Raw genomic sequence first — 18552 nt, forward strand, 5'->3', positions numbered from 1 at the left:
AGGTGCGCCTGCGCCGCGCTGCGGCCCTCTCCAGCCAACGCGAACCCCGAAGGGAGCGCCCGGGGACGTGTGGAGGGACGTGTCGCTCAGTGCGGGGAGGCCTCGGCCACGGCCGTGAGGGCCCGTCGCAGCTGACCGGCGTCGGGCGCGCCGGCAAGGCCCTGGGCGGTGCGGTAGACCCGGCAGGCCAGCCCTGGCGGGCGGCCCGGCTCGGTGAACAGGTCGCGCCCGTCGACGAGGATGGTCGGGGAGCCGGTGAAGCCGTCGCGCTCGGCCTCGGTCTGGTCGGCGATCACGCGCGTGGTGAACCCGGTCTCGCGCAGCCCGATGTCGTCGAGCGCCTGCCGCAGATGGTCGGCGACGGTCTGCTCGTTGGGGCAGCCGGGCACGACCAGGACTTCGATCTCCATGCCTTCAGGATCGCTCGCCTGCGGGCCGCGGGGAAGCCGGAAGGGCCCGCGTTCGCCGGGGCGCTGCGGCGCACTGCCTTTCATCTGGAACGGGAGGGATTGACCGGCCGGCGGCAGGGGCGTCCGCTCCCACACCGGTCCGATGACCTGCCTCTCGCGGTTCCAGGGCGCCTGGCGCCACAGCTCGGGCAGCGCTCGCATCTCTTCTCTTGGTCACGTTCCCCGGCAACGGCGGTTGGATGGCACGCAAGCACTCCGCATGCCACCCAACCCGAGGTCACGCCCGGTAAGCCACGATTCCCATCATCCCGGCCTCGCCGTGGTAGGCGTTGTGGCAGTGCAGCATCCACTGGCCGGGGTTGTCGCCATCGAAGAAGACGGACAGCTTCTTCTTCGGCAGGACGATCGCGGTGTCCTTACGGGGACCGGAGTCGCCGAGTTGGTAGGTGTGGCCGTGCAGGTGCATCGGGTGCCACATGGTGGTGTCGTTGACGAAGTCCAGCCGCACCCGCTGGCCCTCCTCCATCAGGATCGGGTTCGCATCCGGGTTGGCCATGTCGAAGGGCTTGCCGTTGATGGCCCAGTTGTAGTGCATCATGCCGCCGGTGAGCTTGATCTGGTGCGTGACGTCGGTCCTGGCGGACTTCAGGCGCACGTCGTCGGCCGCGCGGAGCTGGGAGGCGGTCATGATCAGGCCGTTGAGTTCCTTCGGCCGTACGGACACCGACGGTGCGCGGCCGGAACCCGTACGGACCAGAGCCATGCCGCCGGTGTTCTTGCCCTCGGCCGCGGCGACCAGGGGGAAGACGCCGTCGCCGAGGGTAACCAGGACGTCGTAGCGTTCGCCCATACCGATGAGCAGGGCGTCCACCTGCTGGTGCTGGACCGGGAAGCCGTCGGTGTGGGTGATGGTCAGCCGGTGGCCGCCGAGCGCGACCCGGTAGGCGGTGTCGGAGCCCGCGTTGATGATCCGCAAGCGCACCTTGCGGCCGGGCTTGCCGGTGTAGACGTCCGGGTCGGCCGGGATGCGGCTGTTGACCAGGTGGTACGGGTACTTCACATCACCGGCGTCGCCGCCGAGCAGGTCGCTCTCGGCGCCCATGAGCATGAACCTCGACGACATTCCGCCCGACGAGGAGGACGGGGACGGGGACGCCGCGTCCTCACCCGTGTCCCCCATGCTGTGCATGTCGTGGCCCTCCATGCCCGAGCCGGAGGCGCCGCCCATGTCCATGCCGCCCATGCCCTGCCTGAGCTCGGCGAAGACCTCGTCGGGGGTACCCGCTACGCCGTCGACCCAGTCGTCGAGAACGACGACCCATTCGTCGTCGTACGCCAGCGGCTCGCGCGGGTCCTCCACGATCAGCGGGGCGTACAGCCCGCGGTCGAGCTGGACGCCGACGTGCGGGTGGAAGAAGTACGTGCCCGGGGCGTCGGCGACGAACCGGTAAGTGAAGTTGGACCCGGCCCGGACGGCGGTCTGCGTGGCCGGGGGCACACCGTCCATGTCGTTGCGCAGCGCGATGCCGTGCCAGTGGATCGAGGTGGTGATCTTGCCCGGCAACTGGTTGGACAGCTCAGCGGCCAGGGTGTCTCCGGCGGAAAGCCGGATCTCCTTGCCGGGCGTGCGGCCGTCGAAGGTCCAGGTCTTGGCCCGGACGCCACCGCCCAGGTCGAGCATGGCGGGCACGGCGGTCAGGGTGATCTTCTGCTCCCTGCCGGTGCCGGCCCGCTTCTTCTCCACGCGGACGACCTGAGAGCCGGACGGGCTGACCAGGGCGGGAGTGCTGCCGGAGGTGCTGCAGGCGGCGAGCGCGCCCGCGCCGGCGGCGCCGAGTCCGGCGAGCAGGACGGAGCGGCGGTTGATGCTGTTCACAATGTGAGTCCTCTTGTTCGAGCTGCAGGTGGGGTCGCGGACGCGAGACGGCACACGGGTGCCGTGGGTGCGGCCTAGATGCGCAGCTGGGAGAGGACCGACAGGTCGGGTGGCGCGCGGCCGATCGTCCCGGCGGACACCGGGCCGGATCGGGCCTGGTACGGGTTTGCCGACTGCCCGGCAAGCCCCTGCGGTGGCACAGCGAGCTTGACCACTTCGACGCTCGCAGTGGTGCAGTGCTGCATGCCCGCAGTGGCGCAGGCGCTGTCGGGAGAACTGTGCGCGGACGTACTCGCGCCGGGCACGTCCGTGTGGCCGGCGGCGGAACTCATCGGCTTCGCGTCGGCGGGCGAGGACGCCATGCCCGGCATGACGTGCCCGGCATGCGGGGTGGAGGGCGCGGAGGTGACAGCGATCGCGGCGGTCTCGTGGTGGACCAGTACGGCCAGGGCGGCGCACAGGGCGATGACGACGCCGCGCGCCCAGCGCACGGCGCCCGCGCGGGCTGACTGTGTCGCCATCGCCTCCACCCGGACTTCTCCTTTCCGAGCCCTGTGGGTAGGAGCTCGCCGCCCGCTCAATATACCCCCGTGGGGTGTGTCCGGCCTTGGGGCCGCGGAGGCGGTCACAGGCGCAGTGTGCGGCGCAGGGCGAGGGCGAGTTCGCCGAGCTTGGCCTCGCCCGCGGCCGGGTCCGAGCGGGCGGCGTCGGTCACGCAGTGCCGCACGTGGTCGTCGAGCAGGCCGAGTGCGACTTCCTGCAGGGCTCGAGTGACGGCGCTGATCTGGGTGAGGACGTCGATGCAGTACCGGTCGTCGTCGACCATGCGGGTGACCCCGCGTACCTGGCCCTCGATCTTGTGCAGCCGGGCGAGATGGTCGGACTTGTGGTCGGCGTAGCCGTGCGGGGCCGCGCCCGGTGCCGGATCCGGAGTACCTGCAGGGCCGGAGATGGTGGTCACCTGGTCTCATCTCCTTGTGCCGTGCCGTGCGCAGCAGATGCCCGGTAGCGGTCCGGGTCGGCGCAGAAGGTGGCAGCGCATCCGGCGGAGCAGAAGTAGTACCGCTCTCCGTCCATCACGTGACGCTCCGCCGCGGTCTCCGGGGTGACCTGCATGCCGCACACCGGGTCAGTGACAGCGGTGGCGGACTCGCGTGGATGGTCGTGGCTGGGACGCTTGTCGCTCACTTCGCCCTCCGGTGTCGTGGCGGACTGGGGCGCGTGATCAGCCGGTGTCTCCGTCCGCGGCTCGACCCCTGGTTCGACCGCTGCCGCTGCGGAGGGCGGCAGCGGGCTGGTGTGCCAGCGCCGCAGGCGCGAGGCGTTGGTGACCACCGACAAGGAGGACAGGGCCATGGCGGCGGCGGCGATGATCGGGCTGAGGCGGATGCCCCACACCGGGAACAGGGCGCCTGCGGCGAGGGGGACGCCGACGGCGTTGTAGACCAGGGCGAAGAACAGATTCTGCCGGATGTTGCGCATCGTGGCGCGCGAGAGCCGGATCGCGGTGACGACACCGGTCAGGGAGCCGGAGATCAGGGTGATGTCGGCGGCCTCGATCGCCACGTCGGTGCCGGTGCCGATCGCCAGCCCGACATCGGCGGCGGCCAGCGCCGGGGCGTCGTTGATGCCGTCACCGACCATGCCCACCCTGCGGCCCTCGCCCTGCAGGCGGCGGACCTCGTCCGCCTTGTGCTCGGGCAGCACCTCGGCCAGCACCCGGTCCACGCCGACCTGTGCGGCGATCGCGGCGGCGGTCCGGGCGTTGTCGCCGGTGAGCATGACCACGTCGAGGCCGAGCCTTTGCAGGGCTGCAATGGCCTGGGTGGAGTCGTCCTTGACGGTGTCGGCGACGGCGAGCACTCCGGCCGCGCGGCCGTCGACAGCCGCGAGTACGGCAGTCTTGCCCTGGGAGGACAGCTCGGCCGCGACCGGGGCCAGCGCGGTGGTATTGATGCCGGCGTCGGAGAGCAGCCGGGCGGTGCCGACCAGGACGGCGCGGCCGTCGACGGTGGCCTGTACGCCCTTGCCGGTGACCGACTCGAAGCCGCCCGCCGCACGTGGGGTGAGGCCGCGTTCCCGGGCCCCGGTGACGATCGCCGCCGCGAGCGGGTGCTCGCTGTCCGCCTCGGCCGCTGCGACCAAGGCCAGCAGTTCGTTCTCCTGGAAGTCCTCGGCCGTGTGCACGTCGGTGAGCACGGGCTTCCCGGCGGTGACGGTGCCTGTCTTGTCCAGCACCACGGTGTCCAGCTTGTGGGCGGTTTCCAGGGCTTCGGCGGAACGTATGAGGATGCCGGCCTGGGCGCCCTTGCCGGTGCCGACCATGACCGACAGCGGGGTCGCCAGGCCCAGGGCGCACGGGCAGGCGATGATCAGAACGGCGACTGCGGAGACCAGCGCGAGGGTGAGTGCCGGTGCCGGTCCCACCGTGTACCAGAGCGCGAAGGTGGCGATGGCGATGGCGATGACGGCGGGCACGAAGTAGGCGGAGACCGCGTCGGCGAGCCGCTGGATGGGCGCCTTGGACGCCTGGGCCTGCTGCACCAGGCGGACGATCTGCGCGAGCATGGTGTCGGCGCCGACCTTGCTCGCGCGTACCCGCAGGGATCCGGTTCCGTTGACGGTGGCGCCGATGACCGTGTCCGCGGCGCGTTTGGTGACCGGCATGGGTTCGCCGGTGACCATGGACTCGTCCACCGCTGAGGAACCCGACAACACCTCCGCGTCGACCGGCACCTTCTCCCCGGGCCGGATCAGCACCTCGTCGCCGACCGCGACGTCCTCCACCGGGATCTCGGTCTCGGTGCCGTCACGGATCACGCGGGCGGTGCGGGCCTGCAGCCCGAGCAGCGCGCGGATGGCCTCGCCGGTGCCGGCCTTGGCGCGCGCCTCCAACAGCCTGCCGAGCAGGATCAGAGTGAGGATCACCCCGACCGCTTCGAAGTACACCTCGCGCACGTTCTCGGGCAGCAGGGTGGGGGCGAGCGTGACGACCAGGCTGTATCCGTACGCGGCCGTGGTACCCAGCGTGATCAGGGAGTTCATGTCCGCGCCGCGGTGGCGCAAGGTGAGCCAGCCGGTGGAGTGGATCGGCCAGCCGGTATAGAGCATCACCGGAGTGATCAGCACGAGTTGCAGCCAGTGGTTCAGCAGCCAGCCCGGCACCCAGTCGGCGCCGAAGAGCTCGTGCGCCATGACGGCGAAGAGCACCGGGGCGGTCAGCACCGCGCCGAGGGCGACCCGCCGGGTGAGGTCGGCGATCTCCGCGAGCCGCTCGGCGGACTCCGCGGCCTCCGCCTCGGCTGCCGCGGCCTCGCCGCCCGGCAAACTGCTCGCCGGCCCAGCAGGAGCAGTCGTGGTGGCAGCCGCTGTCCGGCCTTCACCGTCCGAGGCGGTCTCCGGGGCGCCGGAACCGTCTGCCGGTTCGACCAGTAGCGTGCCGTGGATCATGTTCATCCCGCATGCGAAGCCGAACGAACCAGCCTGATCCGGGCTGAGGTGCACGGTGGTACGCGTGTACGCCGGGAGCCCGGCGCTGACCCGCAGGTCGGGGAAGACCACCCGGGAGGTGCACTCCCCGCTCTCCTGCCGGTCGAAGACCAGTTCCACCGGCACCCCTTGGCGGACCTTGATGACGTCGGGGCTGTAGCCGCCCCGCACGGTCACCTCCACCCGCTGCATCCCGCCCTCGATCAGCGCGGTGCGGGCCCTGCGCGGACCGAAGAAGAACCAGCCCAGACCCGCGATCAGCACCGCCGCAGAGACCACCACGACGACATCGGCAACATCCATGGCAGATCGGCCTCCCTGCGTGTTCACTCCCTCCAGCCTCGCTCGCGGCTACCCCAACCAGGTAGGGGCTGACCGGACCCCCGCCCGGGACCAGTGGACCCTGGGCCCTCAAGCCAGAACGGGAGGACCCTGGAAGCAACACAAGAACGAGGCCGGACAACGCGGGCCCTGCGCCCGCCGCCCGGGTGACCTGGGGACGTGATGGTGATGATGTTCTGGTACGACCACGACGTCAGCGGATGGGGCTGGTTCGCGATGTCGGCCGGCATGATCCTGTTCTGGGCGTTGATCATCACCGCCGCCGTCCTGCTCTTTAGGGCCCTGGGCCGCCCCCACGAGCACACTCACAGCCCGGCCAGTCCCTCGCCCGAACAGTTGCTCGCCGAGCGGTTCGCCCGCGGCGAGATCAACGAGGAGGAGTACCAGCGACGCCTGACGGCCCTGCGCTCTTCGGGCCCTCTCACCAAACACTGACCCGCCCTCCCAAGGCGGAGGCCCCGCCATGAGGAACAACCGGAATTACGGCCTGTACGCGATCGCCGTCGCCATCGCCTTCGTCGGCGCCCTGGTGCTCGGCATGCCCCTGGGCAGCCTCGCCCTCCTCGCCATCGTCGTCGCCTGCCCGCTGATGATGTTCTTCATGATGCGCGGCATGCACGGCGGCCACGGCGGTGGTGACCAGCACACCGACGACAGCGATTCGCTGCGCAAGCACGACCACCACCAGCACCCCGGAGGCCGGCTGTAACCGGCCGGATCCCCGCCTCGACGGCATGGCGAGGAGAACGCCATGAGCGCCGTGATAGCCATTTCGATCGGCACGCTGATCCTGGCGGGCGTGATCTACGACATCGCGCGCCTGATCACGCCGAACGAGCCCCGCTGCCCTCCTCTGGCACGCCTTCGGAGTCGGCGCGCCGCTCTGGAAGACGCTGAGCGATGGTGCGTCGGCCTGCGCCTGCACGGCCGTATTGACGAGGCCACCTACCAGCACCGGATGAGCGGCCTCGCCCGCGGCCGACGCAGACCAGTCACCAATCGCACAGCCTCGACGAGGAGGACGTGATGGCGGATGCCGCATACGGCCTGTGGCCGCTGGTGGTGCTCAACACCCTGCTGTTCATCGTCTTCGCCGCGAGCTTCTTCCACCCGAAAAGCAAGCGGGACTGGCGAGCGATGGGCGCCTACAGCGCCTTCCTGGTGGCGTTGTTCACCGAGATGTACGGCACCCCGCTGACCATCTACCTGCTGGGCGGCTGGCTCGGCAACCAGTTCCCGCTGCTCAAGGACACCCACGCCGGCGGTCACCTGTGGAACGACCTGACCGGCTGGCAGGGCGATCCGCACCTGAGCCCCTTCCACCTCGCCAGCTACGTCGCCATCGGCGTCGGCTTCTGGCTGATCGCCGCCGCCTGGAAGGTTTTGCACGAGGCCGCCCAGCACGACCACCTCGCCACCACCGGCCCCTACTCCTGGGTGCGCCACCCGCAGTACGACGGCTTCCTCCTCATCATGATCGGGTTCCTGCTGCAGTGGCCCACCATCCCCACCCTGATCATGTTCCCGGTCCTGGTGTACGTGTACGCCCGCCTCGCCCGCAGCGAGGAACGCGAGGTCGCAGACCGGTTCGGCGAGCAGTGGACCGTCTACGCCGCCGGCACCCCCGCCTTCTGGCCCAGGCGGCCCCACAGGACGCCGCCCGCCACGAAGCACGGCACCCCCAGCACTCCCGGGTCCGCACGTGGACCCGACTCACGAGCCACGCGGAGGTGACCTGGCATGGAAGCCCTCGTCTGGACTCTGATCGTCCTCGGCGACCTGGCCACCGCCGTGTGCGCGGTGCATCTCACCCGGCGCCACAGGCGCGACGCCGCGCACCTGGTCCGCTTCATCCACCGCGCCGCCCCCGTCCTCCTCGCGGCCGGTCTGCTTCCCCTTCCCGCGCTCCTTGCCGCTGACGCGTCCGCGGCAGCCTGGGGTCTGTGGGGCGCCACCAGCATCGTTGCCGCTTTGGTCTACGCCTACGCTGACACCCTTCGCGACCTGCCGCCGCACGCACGGGACGGCATCCCGGGCCGGGAGCGGGCCGTGAGCGGCCGGGAGCGGCGGGAAACACGGAACAGCGGTCCCAAGCCGACCGATGCACCGCACACCAGCGTGATCGAACCCGCCCGGCAGAGCGCCGACCGCGCGGCCCTGGAGGCAACCGGGGTCGAGAAGACCTACCGGCGTGGCCTGTGGCCGGCCTCGCACCGGATACCGGTACTTAAGGGCGTGGACCTCACCCTGGCCCCCGGCGAAGTGGTCGGCCTGGTCGGGGAGAACGGCTCCGGCAAGAGCACCCTGATGAAAATCCTGGTCGGCGCGCTGGCCGCGGACGCCGGCACCGTTACCCGCAGCGGGCGGCTGGGTTACTGCCCGCAGGAGCCGATCGTCTATGAACGCCTCACCTGCGACGAGCACTTCGAGCTCTTCGGCCGCGCTTACCGCCTGCCCCAAGAGGCGGAGCGACGCTCGCGCAAGGACATCTACACCTCGCTCGGCTTCGAACGCTACGCCGCCACCCGCGCGGACCAACTGTCCGGCGGGACCCTGTCCAAGCTGAACCTGGGCCTGGCGCTGCTGGCCGACCCCGAGGTGCTGCTGCTGGACGAGCCGTACGCAGGCTTCGACTTCGACACCTACCTCAAGTTCTGGGACCTGGTCGGCCAGCGCCGCCAGGCGGGCCGCTCCGTGCTGATCATCAGTCACTTCGTGACTGACCAGGAGCGTTTCGACCGAATCGTTCAGCTGCGGGACGGGCGGGCGGTGCCACGGTGACCGCCGCGCCGTTCACCCGCAGGTTCCTCATCGAGGCCGCCCGGACCCCGGTCAACCTGCTCGTGCTGGTCCTCGTGCCGGTGGTGTTCGTGGTCGTGGCCGCCGGACCGATGGCGGATGCCGCCGAGCTGCTCGGCGGCCCCGGCGGTCCCGCAGTGCAGACCGCCACCGCCGGGTGGGCCGCCTCCTTCATCGCCGCGATCGCCATGTACTTCCAGATGCGCGGCGCCCGCGCGGCCGACCGCCGCCTGGTCCTGGCCGGACTGGCCCCCTCCCGTCTGGTCGCCGCCCGTACGACCACCGGCCTGGCACTGGCACTGCTGGCCGCCGCGGCTGCCCTGCTGGCCCTTCAATTGCGGACCGGACTCGGGGACGATCCGGGGCGGGTATTGGCCGGGACGCTGATGTTCGCGGTGATCTACCTGGCGATCGGTGCACTGATCGGCGTCCTGGTCGCGAACCCGGTCAACGGCACCGTGCTGGTGCTGTTCGTGTGGATCCTGGATGTGTTCTTCGGTCCCGCGATCGGCGCGGCGGACCGGCCGGTGACCCGCGTCCTGCCGACCCACTTCGTGACCCTGTGGATGATCGACCTGCCTTCCCACCACGCGGGCCGGATCGGCGATCTCGGCTGGGCCCTGGCCTGGGTTGTCGTTGCGACCGCCGTCGGCTGGACGGTGATCATCGCCACCAGCCGCGTCGCCCGGCCCCGCCGCCATGCCCGACCCGGCTCGGCCGTCGACCAGGTGGCGGCAGGCGTGCGGATGGGCCTGCGGGAGACGGGACGCAACCGCGTGCTGTGGGCGCTGCTTATCGCCGTACCCGTGGTCTTCGTCCTCCTCGCGGTGGCCACCACCCCCGACGAGTTCACTTCCATGACGGTGCGCGAGCACGGCCGCGCCTTCTCTCAACAGGTCTGGCTTCCCGACGTCCACGGCGGCACCATGGCCCCGATCGCCATCGCCTCACTGGCCACCCTCGCCGGACTGTTCACCGTCCTGGGCGCCCGTTCCGCCGACCAGCGCCTGGCCCTGGCAGGCTTCCGTCCCGGCAGCCTGCTCGCCTCCCGGCTGGCCGTCGTCAGCCTGCTGGCGCTGCTCGCGACCGCCGCCTCCCTCGCCGTCACCGCAACCGTGTTCGAGGCCCGCCAGTGGGGCCTCTACATCGCCTCCAACACCCTCATCGCCCTCACCTACGCCCTGATCGGCGTCCTGATCGGCCCGATCTTCGGCCGCGTCGGCGGCGTCCTCATCGCCTTCCTGGTGCCCTTCCTCGACATCGGTATCGAACAGAGCCCGATGCTGCAACCTCAGCCCCCAACCTGGGCCCACGCCCTGCCCGGCTACGGCCCCGGCCGCGTCCTCATCGACGCAGCCCTCACTCCCACCTTCGACGAAACCGGCGCCCTGCTCCTCGGCATCGCCTGGCTGGCCGCCCTCACCACCGCTGCGGCCCTCCTGTTCCGCCACGCCGCCACCGCACCCCGCTGACTCCCGTACCCGCGCCCGTACTGCGCCGGGCTCCACGCCGGCTTTCAGGCGAACAGGCGACGCGGACGGCCGTACCGCCATGGCGAGCGCCGCCCCGGGCGGCGAACCTGAGTGCGATGGCCCACCGACGGCCGCGCTCTGACCCCACAGCCCTCGCCCGAAAGGTCCGCCCCGCATGTCACCCACCTCTCCGCGCCGGGGCCGCGCCGCTCGCGCCGTGGCAGGAGTGTTCACCCTGCTCGCCCTGGCCGGCTGCTCAAATGGCGGCAACGGCACCGCCCCCGCCACCAGCCCCTCATCCGCCGCAACCAGCGACGGAACCGGCACGGCGCGCATCGTGATCGAGAACTTCACCTTCAGCCCGGCGGATCTTCAGGTACGCCCCGGAGCGAAGATCACCGTCGTAAACCGCGACTCGGACCCACACACCGTGACCGCCACCGGGGACAAGACGACGTTCGACACCGGCAACATCACAGGCGGCGCAACAGTCACCTTCACCGCTCCGTCCAAGGCCGGCAGCTACTCCTACCTCTGCACCATCCACCCGAACATGAAAGGCACCCTCACCGTGCGCTGAGACCACGGCTGCAAGCCCGCGCACCTGGCCCCGGCCGCGCCTACGATGACGCTGTGAGCCCGAGCACGCCGACGTCGTCTTCGCGCCCGCAGCCGACGCTGCGGCTGCGGGCGCTGCTGGTGCTCACGGTGCTCGTCGCGCTTGTGGGCATGCACGGCCTGACGTTCGCGAGCCAGGCCCCCTCCGGACACACCGGGTCGCATGCCTCGCGCCAGATGGTGGCTGATGCAGATCAGTCGTACGCGTGCCATACCGATGACTGCGGCAGCGCAGATCGGCACGCAAGCCACGCGGACCAGATGTGCGCCGCGGGGGCGATCCCCGGCCCCGCCGTGATCCCGGCCCTGGCCGCCTCGGTACCCAGCGGTATCGCCACGGCAGCACAGCCCCTCACCCCGGTGCCGTACCAGCCCGCAGGCGAACGCGCGCCGCCCTCGCTCGCCGAACTCCAACTCCTGCGGATATAGGAAACGCCCCGCGGCACGCCGCCTCATGCACGGGCCTGTCGCCGCGTCCAGGTATGCCCTGATCCCCTTCCGATCCCAGGAGCTCCCCCCCATGAACGCGAACGCTTCCCTCACTCGCCGTACCACCCTGGCCGCCACGGCAGCGGCCGCCGCGCTCGTCCTGGCCGCCTGCGGCGGCAACGGCGACACCGGCACGGCCGTCACCTCGCCCAGCCCCACCACATCCGCTTCCGTCCCTGCAGGCGAGCACAACCAGGCCGACGTCACCTTCGCCCAAGGGATGATCCCGCACCACCGTCAGGCCATCGTCATGGCCGACATGGCCGAGACCCGGGCCTCCTCCAGCAACGTCAAGGCCCTCGCCGCACAGATCAAAAAGGCGCAGGACCCGGAGATCAAGACCATGTCCGCCTGGCTGACGGCCTGGGGCGAGAACGTCCCGCAAGGCATGGACGGAATGGACGGCATGGATCACGGCGACCCCTCGTCCATGCCCGGCATGATGGACAACCAGCAGATGGACGACATGCGAGACGCCTCCGGCAAGGCATTCGACACCATGTTCCTGACCATGATGATCGAACACCACGAAGGCGCTATCGAGATGGCCGAGACCGAGAAGAAGCAAGGCGCCTACGCCCCAGCCAAGGACCTCGCCGACGACATCATCACCGCCCAGACCGCGGAGATCACCCAAATGCGGAAGATGCTCGGCACGAGCTGATCCCGGACACCTGAACCGCTGTACGCGAGCCGAGGCGGCAACCGGAGCAGCGACTGCAACACCGGCACCGACGCCCCACATGGAACGGCGCTTCCCGCGGCGCCACACCGCCCTTCGGCGCGTCCGCAGCCTCTCACTCCCAGGTCGTGGCTGGCCAGGCAGGAGATCCACCGGACGACGTGTCTCGACGTCGACGAGCAGGGGATGGGCCAGGCCTCGACCCGAGACCTGAGTGGCGGCGCCCCAGCGCCAAGTCACTTAGTAGTATCGCGGACGGTCGAGTACGGAGGGCAGGCTGAGTATGAGCGGGCGACTGCGCGCAGGTGGGGCCTTCGGGCACCTGCTGCTGGTCGTCGTGCTCTCGCTGGGCGTGTTCGCCATGCACACGATGGGCCACCCGGAAGAGTCGTCCGGGCACGGCATGAGCGGCACCATCCCTGCTGTGGCAAGTGCGTACCAGGGCGGCATGGCCCGAGAGGCCGCAGCCGCTGAGGCCCCGGCCCAGACCGAGGCGATGGCCGAGCACGGGAGCGCGGCGCCGGCTGCCACACTGCCGGTGCACGAGATGCCGAGCGGCACGGACGTGATGTCCGTGTGTGTTGCGGTGCTCACCGTGTGGCTGCTCGGGCTGTTCCTGCGTGCGGCGGTGGCCGGTCGGCAGGCGCGGTTGACCGCTCTTATCGCTCGATCGATGGTTCAGGCGCGCCCCAGCATTCCGCCGCCAAGACCGCTCCTCTCTCGGTTGTCAGTTCTGCGGATATAGGCCGACCCGTCGCGCGGCCCATTCAGTGCTGCCCGCGCCAGACGCGCATGCCCCCACACAGACAGAACTGACCACAAGAGGTATTCGCACATGACTGCCGACAAGCACGCCCAGAGCCGTCGCCTCCGCCGCCGTCTCACGATGGTGGGCGCCATCACGGCGGGCGGGCTGCTCCTCGCCGCCTGCGGCGGGGACGACATGGAGGGCATGGACCACGGGAGCGGCAACTCCGCTTCCGCCACGTCCAGCCAGACGGCGGGTGACAACCCGGCGCCCGGCGCGTTCAACGACGCGGACGTCACGTTCGCGCAGATGATGATCCCGCACCACGAGCAGGCCCTGGAGATGGCCAAGCTCGCGGACGGCCGGGCCTCCGACGTGGAGAGCAAGACCCTGGCCGCGGACATCGAGAAGGCCCAGGACCCCGAGATCCAGACCATGAAGTCCTGGCTGAAGGCCTGGGGCAAGCCGGAGTCCGCTGAGGAGGGCATGCCCGGCATGGACCACGAGTCTGGGATGTCCGGAATGATGTCCGACGAGGACATGCAGAAGCTTGAGACCGCCAAGAGCACCGAGTTCGACCGGATGTTCGCGGAGATGATGACCGAGCACCACAAGGGCGCGATCACCATGGCGGAGGACGAGCAGAAGAACGGCCGTAACGCCACGGCCAAGAAGCTCGCCGCCGACGTCGTGAAAACCCAGTCCGCCGAGGTCGAAAAGTTCGAGAAGATCCTCGACCGGCTCTGAGCATCACCCACTGACCGCCCAGGGTTCCGAGGCACGCACCTGAGGAGCCCGGGCGGTCATCTCCCTATGCCGGCTGACCGCTGCGGCGGTCGTCGCTCCCGTACGCACCCCGAGGAATCATGAACAAGCGCCCCGCCGTAGTGGCAGCCACTGCCCTGGCTCTCACCCTCACCCTGGCCGCATGCTCCGACAGCGGAGACAGCGCAGAATCGACCGGCTCGTCCGCCGCTTCCGGGACGACCATGAGCCACATCCACGGTCTCGGACTGGACCCGGCCGACCAGCGTCTCTACGTCGCCACCCACGAAGGCGTCTACACGCCCGACGCAAAGGGGAAGCCCGAGGTGGTGGGCGACAGCAAGGACGACTTCATGGGCTTCACCGTGGCCGGTGACAAGACGTTCTACGCCAGCGGCCACCCGACCTCCGGCGGCAACAAAGGGCTCATCAAGAGCACCGACGCGGGCAAGACCTGGAAGTCCCTGTCCTTGTCCAGCGAGTCCGACTTCCACGCCCTGGACTTCGTCCACGGCACCGTCTACGGCTACGACTCCACCAACGGCCTGGTGCGCACGACCAAGGACGGCGTCTCCTGGAAGGACGGGGCGCGGCTCGAAGCCCTGGACATAGCAGTCAGCCCCACAGACCCTGGCGTCATCCTGGCCACCACGGCCGAGGGCGTCGCCCGCAGCAGCGACGGCGGGAAAACCTTCGCCCGGGGGAAGGAGCCGGTGATGGCCTTCCTGTCCTGGACCGCGAAGGACGGCCTCTACGGCATCGACACCTCTGGTGGCCTGAGCCGCAGTACGGATGGCGGCACCACGTGGAAGAAGGTCGCCACCGTGCCGGGTGGCCAGCCGCAGGCGCTTACGGCTGTCGGCGCAGAGCATGTCCTTGCCGCCACTCAGACCGGGGTGTTCGAGTCGAAGGACGGCGGTAAGACGTTCAAGAAGCGCTTGGCTGTTGCGTTGAGTGGCGGCCACTGACCCGCGACGGGCGGTCAGGCGGCCATCATGACGAGCATGGTGCACATGGTGCCGCCCATGCCGATGTGGGCCGTCAGGGCCGCGCCCGGTGATGTGCCGGGAGGGCGACGGCGGCTCCGGTTTCCCCCTGCCGCATGTGCCCGGCGTTTGGTCCCTCCCAGCCGGGCCGTGTCCCAGACGGAGAGGGCTAGGGATGCGACGAACACCACGATCGCGTCGGGCAGGGCGAGAAGTCTCCGTGCCCAGCGTCCCCTGCCTGCACCGCGGCCCGCACCTGCCCGCTCTTCGGTGCCGCGGAGCCGCGCCCATACGGACGCGACGATCGAGAGCAGGAAGTACAGGGCCAGAGCGATCAATACCACACGCCACGCAGAGGCCGATCCTCCCGCGGCGGCGCTTTCGGTGGCGCCGGTCGTCATGTCGTGGGCAGTCATCCCCGAGGAGTGGCCAGTGCTGCCCGCGTCCCCGGCCATGCCCGCCATCTCGTGGCCGTGGGTCGTCCCGGCGGATCCGTGCCCGTGCCCCGTACCGGCTATCGAGTGCCCGCCCAGTGCCAGGACCGGCCCGGAGTCGCTGCCCGGCATGGCCAGCGTCATGATGACCATGGCGGCACTGCCGATGATGTGATGCGCCCAGCGGCGGCCGTGCCGCCAGCCGTGCAGCCGAGCGTGGCGTATGGCCAGGCCCACGCTGCCGAGGCCGACGGCGGCGAACCCCGCCACCCACCACAGGCTGTGGTTCCCGAAACTGGCGGCCATCGCGGGCAGGAACATCGCGGCCATGCCGCCGGCCATGAGGACGTCGCCTCCGGCGGCGAACCGGGCCTCTCCGCTGTCGGCAGCGGCCAGTCGGGCTGCGCTCACGACGGCCACGAGTGCGGCCACCGCCGCCAGCGTCCAGGCCATAGCGGGACTTCCCATTGGTGCCCTCCGCGTCGACCGGCAATCGCCCGCGCCGTATGCGCGAGCACGTCGACGTGCGTCGTCCTCTGGCTGCTATCTACGGATGCCCTTAGTACGTAGCGAAGCCAAGAGGCGTTCAGCGGAAGGGAGTTTCCCTGGGGGCCTCAGTGCTGGGGAGGGCGCACGCCTGCCAGGGTGACCGTGACCAGGCGCCGCACGGCGGCCTCGGACGGCAGGGTTCGTGCTGCGGCGAGGGCGCTGAGGCAATAGCGCGTGAGCTCCGCCGACGGGATGTCGTCCCTGACGTCGCCGGCCCGTGCTGCCTCGGTCACCAGCTCTTGAACCATGTGGTGAAGGTGCTGGTGCGCGTGGGCAAGGTGGTTGCCACTGTCCTGGTGCAGGAACGCGCCGAGGTCCGTGTCGTGGTGGCCGTGCGATTCGTGGGTGATGAGGGCGTAGGCCTCCAGCACCGCTTCGAGGCGGGCACCGGGTCCTTCGGTGCGGTCCCGGACTCCCGTCAGTTGGTCGAGGTGACCGGCGATCTCGCGCGCGTGCCAGGCGTGCAGGATCGCTTCGACGTCCGGGAAGTACTTGTACAGTGTGGCCCGCCCGATACCAACCTTCTCCGCAATCTGAGACATCGTCACCGACAGCGGGCCCTTCTCAGTCGCCAGGGCGGCGGTGCTGTCCAGGATGGCGTCGCGCACGTCCCGGCGGTGCGCCTCGATCGTCTCGTTCCACAGCTTCGGCACGCGGAAAGCGTACGCGATGCCGATCATGCGGCACTATGGTTTGATGGCGACAATGTGTATCGATAAATCTGGGGTCGTTCGCACGGCACGCCGCCCAGGCCTGGGCGAGAACAAGGAGAACCCGTCATGGTGGATCCGTCTCAGGAGCCGGACGCTCGCGACAAGACCGCTGAGTCTTCCGTCAGCGGCCCGAGTGGGGGAGTGCCGCGCTGGGTGAAGGTGTCCGGGCTCGTCACGCTGGTCGTGGCCCTTCTCGTCGTGGTCATGCTGCTGATCCCGGGCAACCACGGTCCGGGCCGTCACCTCGGCGGACAGGCTCCGCTCGGCGGCGTCACTGCAACCACCGGTCCGGCCACAGGAGGCACCGGATGACGATGCCGCCTCGCCTGCGCAAGCTGGCTCTCATCGTGCACGTCACGTCCTCGGTCGGCTGGCTCGGCGCGGTCCTTGCCTTTCTCGCTCTGTCGGTGATCGGCCTGACCAGCCAGGACCCGGCGACGGTACGCGGGGTCTACCTCGTGATGGAGCCGGCCGCCTGGTACGCCCTTCTCCCCCTGGCCTTCGCCGCGCTGCTCACCGGCATCATCCAGTCGCTGGGTACGCCCTGGGGCCTCTTCCGGCACTACTGGGTCCTGTTCAAACTCCTGATCAACGTGGTTGCCACCGTCGTACTGCTGATCTACATGGGGACCTTCAGGTCGATGGCGCACATGGCAGCCGACCCGGAGGTCGAGCTGTCCTCGGTGCGCAACTTCTCACCTGTGCTGCACTCCGTACTGGCGCTGGTCGTGCTGCTGCTCGCCATGGTCCTTGCGGTGTACAAGCCGCGGGGCGTCAGTCCATTCGGGCAGCGGAAGCAGCGGGCGCAGAGCGAGAGCCGTATCGCGCCGGGCGCGGTGTCCGTGCCTCAGGCGTGAGGGGGCGAGGGGGCCACCACTGAGGGGTGCGACAGAGGCTGTTCCGGGAGTGCGGCTTACCCCCTACGGGTATATTGGCGGCCAGTCGTCTCACCGGGAACTTTGAGGGAAGCGATGACAGCACCGGGAGCCTGGGCCCCGCGGATCCACGCCTCGCACGGCGCCGGCCGCTGGGCGCGTGCTGCCGTCATCGCTCTCCTCGCGGCACTCGCCGTACTGATTCACCACGAGACCGCCGGCGCAGCGATCGGCTCGAACCCTTCCTCCGCCGCACACGTGATGACGCCCGGCATGGCGATGTCGGACAGCCATGCCGCACCGGCGACGGCCATGTCCGGGCATGGGCACGGCAGCGCCGCAGCGCAGGCCGCAGAGCCGACGACGGCCGCCGTTCCGACGAAGAGCAGTGCCGACAGCCCGCCCTGCGCCGGCATGACCATGCAGCACTGCGCGACCGCGAGCTTCGAGGTCGTGAAGCTGCCGCCACCGATGGAGACCCCGGTGCCGTGGGGTCTCGCTGTGCCTGTCGGTGTCGCTACCGGGCCCAAGGCCGCCGGGACAGTGAACCGAGCGCCCCCGGACCTGTCCGTTCTCTCTCAGCTGCGCATCTAGGCCGTGCCCAACGGCTTCCTAGTGCCTTTGTCATGCTGAGGAGCCGTCTCAGCACGCCAACTTCCGTATGCGTACTCTGAGATCGAGGACACCCATGAACGGCATCAACCGTCGCTCCGTCCTGCTCGCCGGGCTCGGCGTCGCGGGCGCCGGCGCGCTCGCCGCCTGCAGCAGCGGCTCCAACAGCACCCCCGCTCTGGTCGACCCCTTCGGCGCGGTGGTCGCCGCAGCCGAGAAGAAGCGGAAGGGCACCGGCAGGACGCAGCAGGCGACCCTGACCGCCGCGGCCGCCATGCTCGACCTCGGCGGCGGCGTCATGGCGAAGAGCTGGGCCTTCAGTGGCCAGGCCCCGGGCAAGGAGATCAGGCTGTCCGTCGGCGACACCCTGGCCGCCGAACTCTCCAACCAGCTGCCGAACAGGACCGCCACGTCCATCCACTGGCACGGCATCGCCATGCGCAACGACATGGACGGCGTACCCCCAGTGACCCAGCAGGCTGTCCGCGCGGGTGCCAACTTCACGTACCGCTTCATCGCGGACGCCCCCGGCACGTACTTCTTCCATCCCCACGTCGGCGTCCAGCTCGACCGGGGGCTGTGCGCGCCGCTGATCGTCGAGGATCCCGAGGAGCCGCTGTCGTACGACGACGAATGGGCGGTGTGCATCGTGAAAACTGCACGTCGGGTGGGCTGGTGTGCGTAGGTGTCGGG

The 18552-nt window shown here is 70.0% G+C and carries 22 protein-coding genes and 1 pseudogene; 15 read left to right on the plus strand and 8 right to left on the minus strand.

What is annotated here, in order from left to right; translation table 11 throughout:
* Nucleotides 1-86: 86 nt before the first annotated feature.
* The 5 genes from ABD207_RS02265 to ABD207_RS02285 all read right to left on the minus strand — a co-directional run bounded on the left by ABD207_RS02265 (nucleotide 87) and on the right by ABD207_RS02285 (nucleotide 6078).
* Nucleotides 87-410, minus strand: a complete 324-nt coding sequence (locus ABD207_RS02265) for a thioredoxin domain-containing protein (protein WP_344009642.1) — start codon at nucleotides 408-410, stop codon at nucleotides 87-89.
* A 277-nt stretch (nucleotides 411-687) separates the two neighbouring features.
* Nucleotides 688-2286: a multicopper oxidase family protein gene (locus tag ABD207_RS02270; RefSeq protein ID WP_344009645.1), complete on the minus strand. Its 1599-nt coding sequence runs from the start codon at nucleotides 2284-2286 to the stop codon at nucleotides 688-690.
* 74 nt (nucleotides 2287-2360) lie between these two features.
* Nucleotides 2361-2807 carry a DUF6153 family protein gene (locus ABD207_RS02275; protein ID WP_344009648.1) on the minus strand — a complete coding sequence of 149 codons (447 nt, stop codon included), beginning with the start codon at nucleotides 2805-2807 and terminating at the stop codon, nucleotides 2361-2363.
* A 104-nt stretch (nucleotides 2808-2911) separates the two neighbouring features.
* The gene (locus tag ABD207_RS02280; protein ID WP_344009650.1) at nucleotides 2912-3247 is read right to left on the minus strand and encodes a metal-sensitive transcriptional regulator; all 336 of its coding nucleotides are present in this window, start codon (nucleotides 3245-3247) and stop codon (nucleotides 2912-2914) included.
* On the minus strand, nucleotides 3244-6078 hold the full coding sequence (locus ABD207_RS02285) for a heavy metal translocating P-type ATPase (RefSeq protein WP_344009653.1): 2835 nt from the start codon (nucleotides 6076-6078) through the stop codon (nucleotides 3244-3246). The genes ABD207_RS02280 and ABD207_RS02285 overlap by 4 nt, the downstream gene beginning before the upstream one ends.
* Nucleotides 6079-6285: 207 nt before the next feature.
* Between ABD207_RS02285 and ABD207_RS02290 the strand changes: the two genes are divergently transcribed.
* The 12 genes from ABD207_RS02290 (at nucleotide 6286) to ABD207_RS02345 (ending at nucleotide 14658) form a co-directional block, all read left to right on the plus strand.
* Complete coding sequence (locus tag ABD207_RS02290) at nucleotides 6286-6552, plus strand: SHOCT domain-containing protein (RefSeq protein WP_344009686.1); 267 nt, start codon at nucleotides 6286-6288, stop codon at nucleotides 6550-6552.
* Between the two features lie 28 nt (nucleotides 6553-6580).
* Complete coding sequence (locus ABD207_RS02295) at nucleotides 6581-6826, plus strand: DUF2933 domain-containing protein (protein WP_344009656.1); 246 nt, start codon at nucleotides 6581-6583, stop codon at nucleotides 6824-6826.
* 42 nt (nucleotides 6827-6868) lie between these two features.
* A complete protein-coding gene (locus ABD207_RS02300) occupies nucleotides 6869-7144 on the plus strand; it encodes a hypothetical protein (protein WP_344009658.1) in 276 nt (91 codons plus the stop codon).
* Nucleotides 7144-7851 carry a methyltransferase family protein gene (locus ABD207_RS02305; protein WP_344009660.1) on the plus strand — a complete coding sequence of 236 codons (708 nt, stop codon included), beginning with the start codon at nucleotides 7144-7146 and terminating at the stop codon, nucleotides 7849-7851. The genes ABD207_RS02300 and ABD207_RS02305 overlap by 1 nt, the downstream gene beginning before the upstream one ends.
* Nucleotides 7852-7857: 6 nt before the next feature.
* Nucleotides 7858-8898, plus strand: coding sequence for an ABC transporter ATP-binding protein (locus tag ABD207_RS02310; protein WP_344009662.1), 1041 nt, complete (start codon nucleotides 7858-7860; stop codon nucleotides 8896-8898).
* Nucleotides 8895-10388 (plus strand): ABC transporter permease, encoded by a 1494-nt coding sequence (locus ABD207_RS02315; protein WP_344009664.1) that lies wholly within the window; start codon nucleotides 8895-8897, stop codon nucleotides 10386-10388. Before ABD207_RS02310 ends, ABD207_RS02315 begins: the two co-directional genes overlap by 4 nt.
* Nucleotides 10389-10614: 226 nt before the next feature.
* On the plus strand, nucleotides 10615-10968 hold the full coding sequence (locus tag ABD207_RS02320; RefSeq protein WP_344009666.1) for a cupredoxin domain-containing protein: 354 nt from the start codon (nucleotides 10615-10617) through the stop codon (nucleotides 10966-10968).
* 53 nt (nucleotides 10969-11021) lie between these two features.
* Complete coding sequence (locus tag ABD207_RS02325) at nucleotides 11022-11435, plus strand: DUF6153 family protein (RefSeq protein WP_344009668.1); 414 nt, start codon at nucleotides 11022-11024, stop codon at nucleotides 11433-11435.
* 91 nt (nucleotides 11436-11526) lie between these two features.
* On the plus strand, nucleotides 11527-12159 hold the full coding sequence (locus ABD207_RS02330; RefSeq protein WP_344009669.1) for a DUF305 domain-containing protein: 633 nt from the start codon (nucleotides 11527-11529) through the stop codon (nucleotides 12157-12159).
* 301 nt (nucleotides 12160-12460) lie between these two features.
* Nucleotides 12461-12922: a hypothetical protein gene (locus ABD207_RS02335; RefSeq protein WP_344009671.1), complete on the plus strand. Its 462-nt coding sequence runs from the start codon at nucleotides 12461-12463 to the stop codon at nucleotides 12920-12922.
* Nucleotides 12923-13012: 90 nt separating this feature from the next.
* Entirely contained in the window at nucleotides 13013-13672 is a 660-nt protein-coding gene (locus ABD207_RS02340; protein WP_344009673.1) for a DUF305 domain-containing protein, read from the plus strand.
* Between the two features lie 119 nt (nucleotides 13673-13791).
* The gene (locus tag ABD207_RS02345) at nucleotides 13792-14658 is read left to right on the plus strand and encodes a F510_1955 family glycosylhydrolase (RefSeq protein ID WP_344009674.1); all 867 of its coding nucleotides are present in this window, start codon (nucleotides 13792-13794) and stop codon (nucleotides 14656-14658) included.
* A gap of 14 nt (nucleotides 14659-14672) precedes the next feature.
* Here ABD207_RS02345 and ABD207_RS02350 read toward each other — a convergent pair whose 3' ends face one another.
* Both ABD207_RS02350 and ABD207_RS02355 read right to left on the minus strand, forming a co-directional pair.
* A complete protein-coding gene (locus ABD207_RS02350) occupies nucleotides 14673-15578 on the minus strand; it encodes a DUF5134 domain-containing protein (protein WP_344009676.1) in 906 nt (301 codons plus the stop codon).
* 146 nt (nucleotides 15579-15724) lie between these two features.
* On the minus strand, nucleotides 15725-16339 hold the full coding sequence (locus tag ABD207_RS02355) for a TetR/AcrR family transcriptional regulator (RefSeq protein ID WP_344009678.1): 615 nt from the start codon (nucleotides 16337-16339) through the stop codon (nucleotides 15725-15727).
* A 99-nt stretch (nucleotides 16340-16438) separates the two neighbouring features.
* Between ABD207_RS02355 and ABD207_RS02360 the strand changes: the two genes are divergently transcribed.
* Entirely contained in the window at nucleotides 16439-16684 is a 246-nt protein-coding gene (locus ABD207_RS02360) for a hypothetical protein (RefSeq protein ID WP_344009679.1), read from the plus strand.
* Entirely contained in the window at nucleotides 16681-17229 is a 549-nt protein-coding gene (locus tag ABD207_RS02365) for a hypothetical protein (protein WP_344009680.1), read from the plus strand. Before ABD207_RS02360 ends, ABD207_RS02365 begins: the two co-directional genes overlap by 4 nt.
* A 221-nt stretch (nucleotides 17230-17450) precedes the next feature.
* Here the strand turns inward: ABD207_RS02365 and ABD207_RS02370 are convergent, their stop codons facing one another.
* On the minus strand, nucleotides 17451-17669 hold the full coding sequence (locus ABD207_RS02370) for a hypothetical protein (RefSeq protein WP_344009681.1): 219 nt from the start codon (nucleotides 17667-17669) through the stop codon (nucleotides 17451-17453).
* Between the two features lie 266 nt (nucleotides 17670-17935).
* Between ABD207_RS02370 and ABD207_RS02375 the strand changes: the two are divergent.
* Nucleotides 17936-18508 (plus strand): annotated as a pseudogene (locus ABD207_RS02375) (multicopper oxidase domain-containing protein); the annotation flags it as partial.
* Nucleotides 18509-18552 lie beyond the last annotated feature (44 nt).

This window comes from Streptomyces thermospinosisporus (genome assembly GCF_039526425.1).
GTDB lineage: Bacteria > Actinomycetota > Actinomycetes > Streptomycetales > Streptomycetaceae > Streptomyces > Streptomyces thermocarboxydovorans.

Coding starts and splice junctions, on each gene's coding strand:
- ABD207_RS02265 (WP_344009642.1), bottom strand. CDS start 410: ATGGAGATCGAAGTCCTGGTCGTGCCCGGCTGCCCCAACGAGCAGACC.
- ABD207_RS02275 (WP_344009648.1), bottom strand. CDS start 2,807: ATGGCGACACAGTCAGCCCGCGCGGGCGCCGTGCGCTGGGCGCGCGGC.
- ABD207_RS02285 (WP_344009653.1), bottom strand. CDS start 6,078: ATGGATGTTGCCGATGTCGTCGTGGTGGTCTCTGCGGCGGTGCTGATC.
- ABD207_RS02290 (WP_344009686.1), top strand. CDS start 6,286: ATGATGTTCTGGTACGACCACGACGTCAGCGGATGGGGCTGGTTCGCG.
- ABD207_RS02295 (WP_344009656.1), top strand. CDS start 6,581: ATGAGGAACAACCGGAATTACGGCCTGTACGCGATCGCCGTCGCCATC.
- ABD207_RS02300 (WP_344009658.1), top strand. CDS start 6,869: ATGAGCGCCGTGATAGCCATTTCGATCGGCACGCTGATCCTGGCGGGC.
- ABD207_RS02305 (WP_344009660.1), top strand. CDS start 7,144: ATGGCGGATGCCGCATACGGCCTGTGGCCGCTGGTGGTGCTCAACACC.
- ABD207_RS02310 (WP_344009662.1), top strand. CDS start 7,858: ATGGAAGCCCTCGTCTGGACTCTGATCGTCCTCGGCGACCTGGCCACC.
- ABD207_RS02330 (WP_344009669.1), top strand. CDS start 11,527: ATGAACGCGAACGCTTCCCTCACTCGCCGTACCACCCTGGCCGCCACG.
- ABD207_RS02335 (WP_344009671.1), top strand. CDS start 12,461: ATGAGCGGGCGACTGCGCGCAGGTGGGGCCTTCGGGCACCTGCTGCTG.
- ABD207_RS02340 (WP_344009673.1), top strand. CDS start 13,013: ATGACTGCCGACAAGCACGCCCAGAGCCGTCGCCTCCGCCGCCGTCTC.
- ABD207_RS02345 (WP_344009674.1), top strand. CDS start 13,792: ATGAACAAGCGCCCCGCCGTAGTGGCAGCCACTGCCCTGGCTCTCACC.
- ABD207_RS02350 (WP_344009676.1), bottom strand. CDS start 15,578: ATGGGAAGTCCCGCTATGGCCTGGACGCTGGCGGCGGTGGCCGCACTC.
- ABD207_RS02355 (WP_344009678.1), bottom strand. CDS start 16,339: ATGATCGGCATCGCGTACGCTTTCCGCGTGCCGAAGCTGTGGAACGAG.
- ABD207_RS02360 (WP_344009679.1), top strand. CDS start 16,439: ATGGTGGATCCGTCTCAGGAGCCGGACGCTCGCGACAAGACCGCTGAG.
- ABD207_RS02365 (WP_344009680.1), top strand. CDS start 16,681: ATGACGATGCCGCCTCGCCTGCGCAAGCTGGCTCTCATCGTGCACGTC.
- ABD207_RS02370 (WP_344009681.1), bottom strand. CDS start 17,669: ATGGTCATGCCGGCGCAGGGCGGGCTGTCGGCACTGCTCTTCGTCGGA.